At 42.8% G+C, this 5,269-nt stretch carries 5 protein-coding genes; 2 read left to right on the forward strand and 3 right to left on the reverse strand.

What is annotated here, in order from left to right; translation table 11 throughout:
* The 3 genes from ACWATR_RS38500 to ACWATR_RS38510 form a co-directional block, all read right to left on the reverse strand.
* Positions 1-649 (reverse strand): Nramp family divalent metal transporter (locus ACWATR_RS38500; protein WP_460345214.1); only part of this gene is annotated, 649 nt, incomplete at its 3' end.
* 282 nt (positions 650-931) lie between these two features.
* A complete protein-coding gene (locus ACWATR_RS38505; protein ID WP_414567987.1) occupies positions 932-1,069 on the reverse strand; it encodes a cation transporter dimerization domain-containing protein in 138 nt (45 codons plus the stop codon).
* A 371-nt stretch (positions 1,070-1,440) separates the two neighbouring features.
* On the reverse strand, positions 1,441-1,836 hold the full coding sequence (locus ACWATR_RS38510) for an ArsR/SmtB family transcription factor (protein WP_289794636.1): 396 nt from the start codon (positions 1,834-1,836) through the stop codon (positions 1,441-1,443).
* Positions 1,837-1,965: 129 nt separating this feature from the next.
* On the opposite strand from ACWATR_RS38510, the gene ACWATR_RS38515 reads away from it, so the two are divergent.
* On the forward strand, positions 1,966-4,440 hold the full coding sequence (locus tag ACWATR_RS38515; protein ID WP_289794637.1) for a heavy metal translocating P-type ATPase: 2,475 nt from the start codon (positions 1,966-1,968) through the stop codon (positions 4,438-4,440).
* Positions 4,441-4,783: 343 nt separating this feature from the next.
* Positions 4,784-5,269: cation diffusion facilitator family transporter (locus ACWATR_RS38520; RefSeq protein ID WP_460345219.1), on the forward strand; the 486-nt coding region annotated here is incomplete at its 3' end.

A 5,269-nucleotide genomic window follows, 5' to 3' on the forward strand; every position in this document is an offset into this window, starting at 1 on the left:
AAATGCCAATGGCAATGTAGAGCATTTCTGGGTTTTGTAAAATTTCTTTTTTAGGCAGATATCCTAACAAAATTCCGCCCATATCAGGTCGGGAGAAGAGAATTTCCGCTGTAAAACAGATGCCTACGGTTGCTACCAGCATTATTACCAAAGCTTCTGTATAGCGAAAGCCTTTACTTTGCAGGAATAGCAATATCAAGACATCCAGCGCAGTGATGCACACACCCCATATCAAGGGAATACCGAATAAAAGTTGCAGGGCGATCGCACTTCCCAGTAATTCTGCCAAGTCACAAGCTGCGATCGCAATCTCACACAGTACCCACAAACAAAAGCTCACCCTTGGATTGAAATAGTCTCGACAAGCCTGTGCCAAATCTCGTCCTGTGGCAACACCTAAACGCACACATAGCGATTGCAGTAATATTGCCATCAGGTTCGACAGCAGAATTACTGTCAACAGGGTATAGCCAAACTTAGACCCCCCAGCGATATCTGTTGCCCAGTTGCCAGGGTCCATATATCCGACTGAAACCAGATACCCTGGCCCTGCATAAGCCAACATCTTGGGCCAAAAGCTCTTACTGTTGGGAATTTTAATACTGCGGTGAACTTCAGGGAGACTGGGGCGCTTTTCGGGGCGAGTCATTTATTTTCTAGGGAAATTCTTTCATATTCTTTTCATAATGTCAGAAAATCTGGACTAAACATCAATCTGTAGTGGCAAAATTTTTCCTTCCTTGCGGGGAAGTTGCAATTTAAGCTCTAGTAGGTTCCCTAGCCTTCGGATTCTGCTCAGGCTCAATCCCTACTAATATTAATTGTCCTATCTAAGTTCTGGTCATACCACGATACTGGGTCTTCCAATGGTTCAAGATGGGTAAGGACATAGGTTTCTGGCAGCGATCGCATAATCGTTAGCTCTATCTCCTCACACAGTGCATGATGACCATGACCACTCTCCTGGCACTAAGACGTGGAATGAGACAAATCTACGCGCCCCTGCTACTCGCGTTCTTAGGGCATGGAATTGAATACTCTGCTTTTCATAAGTAGCAAAGATATCCATATTTTTTGCTTTGCCAGCTGGAAGCGATCGCTACTCTCATCCCGCAGATCATGATAAGTCACATTCTCTACGTCACCGTACTTTGCTAATTAGTTGCCATTAAAACCAGTGATGGTAATAAATTATACTAAAATGTTTTAAGTAAAAACGCCAAAATTCAAGTTTTATACACTAGCCCTTTCAAAGTGACCAACGAAGATATGTGTTTCAGTGCTACCATCTTGAATCCTCTGCTCAGATTTTGCGCTTTTTGAAGGTTGAAATCACTAACCTTTGTTCCAAATTTCATCACCTTGAAAGGGCTGGTTTTCTACACTCATCAGCGCTATATGCTTGGTAAGTATTTTTATATACGCCATTGTTGGTTCATTTCACTCATCTAAATGTTCTGCCAAAGAGGAATATAAATTGATGATGTGATTGTCAGCCAAGCTGTAATAAACATTTTTACCTTCTCGACGATAACTGACTAAACGCATCGCTTTTAATAATCGCAATTGATGAGAAACAGCTGATTCCGTCATTTTCATCAATGCAGCTAAATCACAAACACATAATTCTTGGGAGGCCAAAGCTGATATCAGCCGCAGACGATTCGGATCTCCAAGTATTCCAAAGACTTCTGCCATTTGTTTTGCCTTGTCTATAGACAAGATTTGTGTTTGAATTGACCGCACATTATCCAGATGCACCAAATGGGTATCACACTTTGGTACGCCTGCATTTTGAAGCAATACCAACTCTTCTTCGCTTTGGCGCTTGTTCATGGCATTAAGTATAGGCAATGGTTATCACTTTCAATTTTAACTAAAATTAAAGTATTGTACAGTTGAACATCTATTCAATTGTTGTATTAGAATATTGGCAGTTAACTTTTTTGCCTTGGTTGTAATGCCATGACTCAAACTCCTTCTCTCAAAAGCCAAACTTTGCAAATTGGTGGTATGGACTGCGGAAGCTGCGCCAAGACGATTGAAGTCGGTTTGCAGCAGTTAAATGGTGTTACAGAAGTAAAAGTAAACTTTACGACAGGCAAAGCCAGGATTTCCTATAACCCAGAAGTCTTGAGTGAAAAGACTATCTATGACCAAATTAGAAGTTTGGGTTATGCGGTTGAACAGAGTCATGACCATAACGTCGATGTAACTCCTGTGAAAATGCTACAACTACAAATCGGCGGGATGGATTGTGGCAGCTGTGCCAAGACGATTGAGGCTGGGGTGCAGAAGATAATAGGCGTAAAACAAGCATCGGTCAGCTTTGCCAGCGAACGATTGCAAGTATCCTATGACCCGCAACTGGTAAATGAGACGGCAATTTATGATCGGATTAAAAGTTTGGGTTATACAGTTGAGGAGGGTGTTGAGGCAAGTTCCCATCATCATACTGATTCTTGCGATGGCGAAACGCCCGCCGTAAGCGATCGTGAGTACGAACACCAACACGAAAAGCCAATAAACAAGCCAAAACAAAAGTCAGACCTGGCAAGCTGGAGATTCTGGATTGAAAATCGCCGGGGGCAGAGTGTCATACTTGCAGGTATAGGCTTAGTTTTGGGCTTAATTTCTCAAAATCTAGCGCTACCTATTTGGGTAGCACGGGCTTTCTATGGCATCGGCATAGTAATTACTGGCTATCCGATCGCACGGGCTGGTTTATTTGAATTGCGCTTGCGCCGCGCCGATATGAATCTGCTGATGACGATTTCGGTGATTGGGGCTGTAATTTTAGGGGACTGGTTTGAAGGGGCGCTAGTCGTCTTTTTGTTCACTTTTGGTACAACACTGCAAGTTTTCACCTTTGGTCGCACTCGCAATGCCATTCGCTCCCTGATGGATTTGACTCCGCCCACTGCTACCGTCAAGCGGAATGGTCAGGAGGTGACAGTTTCCGTCGAAAGTATTCAGCTAGGTGAAACTTTGACAATTCGACCAGGAGGGCGTGTGGCGTTGGATGGTGTAGTTGTTTCTGGCGCAAGCGCCATCGATCAGTCTCCAATTACAGGAGAATCAATTCCAGAAGATAAAGCTCCAGGTGATAATGTCTTTGCTGGGACACTGAATCAGACAGGCTTTTTAGAAGTCAAAGTTACTCACACTGCTAGCGATACAACTGTTGCCAAAATTATTAATCTTGTGGAACAAGCTCAAGAAAGCCGCGCACCCTCGCAGCAGTGGGTGGATAAGTTTGCAGAGGTTTACACACCGATAGTCATTTTAGCAGCGATCGCCATTGCTTTAATACCACCGTTGGCATTTGCTCAATCGTTCAACGTCTGGCTTTACCGGGCATTGGTGATGTTAGTAATAGCCTGCCCCTGTGCTTTAGTAATTTCTACTCCTGTCTCGATTGTTAGCGCCATTGGTGCAGCAACTCGTAAGGGCGTTTTGTTCAAAGGGGGTAATGCGCTGGAAACGGCTGGACGTTTGACTACTTTTGCTTTTGATAAAACTGGTACGATTACGCAAGGACTACCCGTTGTACAGAAGGTTTATGACCTTGGCAAGGTAAGCGCAAACATGGTATTACTGATTGCAGCTTCAGTTGAGCAACAGTCTGAGCATCCCCTCTCCAAGGCAATTGTAGCCAAGGCTCACGATCAAGGGATGGAGTTAGAAACACCTATTAACTTTACTGCACTACCTGGGAAAGGGATTCAGGCGAACTTTAAGGAGCAGTTATACTTCATAGGCAATCAACGGTTGTTTTTAGACCAAGGTATTCGCTTATCTGGTGAAGCTGAATATTTGTTAGCTTCTATTGAACAACTCGGTCAAATTCCGGTGCTGGTAGGAACAAATGAAGGGTTATTAGGAGCGATCGCACTTTCTGATGGTATTCGCTTGGAAGCGACGGAAGCCCTGCGACAGTTGAAGCGGGTTGGATTAAAGCGATTAGTAATGCTAACGGGCGATCGTACTGCCGTTGCTAAACAGATTGCCCAGCAAGTTGGAATTACAGAGTACCGGGCAGAACTGCTACCAAAAGATAAACTTGAAGAAATTCAACTTCTGCGTCAAACAGGAGTAGTAGGTATGGTTGGAGATGGTATTAACGATGCTCCTGCGCTTGCTGCTGCGGATATTAGTTTTGCAGTTGGTGGAATAGATATTGCTCTGGAGACAGCAGATGTCGTGATCGTAGGAAGTGACCTGAGACGACTTGCTTATGCAGTAGAACTAAGCCGTCGCACTGTATCTGTAATTAAACAGAATGTTGTCTTTTCTTTAGTAACAAAAGGTTTATTTCTGCTATTAGGAACCTTTGGGTTTGTTGGGTTAGCTGTAGCTGTTTTAGCAGATACAGGGACTTCCTTATTAGTTACTGCAAATGGAATGCGGCTATTTAGAACCAAGGCTGTCAAGGATTAATATTAGCGGGCGATGCTGCAAAGCAGCCGCTACGCGAACGCCATAATTAAAGATACAGCAGTTTTCGTGTGCATGAAGTACAAATTTACAGGTTGTGAGGCAGGAGGCAGAAAGTTTGTATATTTGATTTTGAGTCCTGCATTTATACTTCACCTACTTGCAAACTGCTGTATATCTATTGCTGAGTCAGATTAGGTGACATACCCAATATGCACAGACAGTAAAACTTTTAGTAGCTTTAAATTGTCTTAGATATCCCATTTTTTACTTTTAAAATATGTTCCATTTCTTCAAATTTCCTCAACTTTCGCATTAGAGGCGTTGAATGCAAAAAAAAATAATTATGAATTTCACTAACCAAAAATTGGGACATTACCACTATCCCTACACTAAAGCTGTAGAGAGTACACAAAACTTAGAGTTACTTTGGGTTATTTTAGGGCTGCGAAGTAGCCTATTCCTAATAGAATTAGGAGTTGGACTTTGGGATAGTAGTTTGTCACTTTTAGCAGGTTCGGGACACCTATTTTCTGATGTAGTGACTTTGGGATTGACAGTGTTAGTAGTCTGGTTAACAGAGCGTCAATCTTCGGGTGAAACGAATTTTAAGTACCAGCAAATAGAAGCTTGGGTAGGATTACTAAATGGGGTGAGTTTAGTAACTTTAGCTGGTTTCATTGCTTTAGAAGCTGTGGAACGTCTTCAAAATCCTCAACCTGTATCAGGCTTACCCATGCTGGCTGTAGCTACCTTGAGCATAGTAATTAACGGCTTAACTATCCAACCATTGCACAAACATAGTCATCATAATTTGAATCTGCGGGGAGTT

The sequence above is a fragment of the Nostoc sp. UIC 10890 genome, from assembly GCF_054786515.1.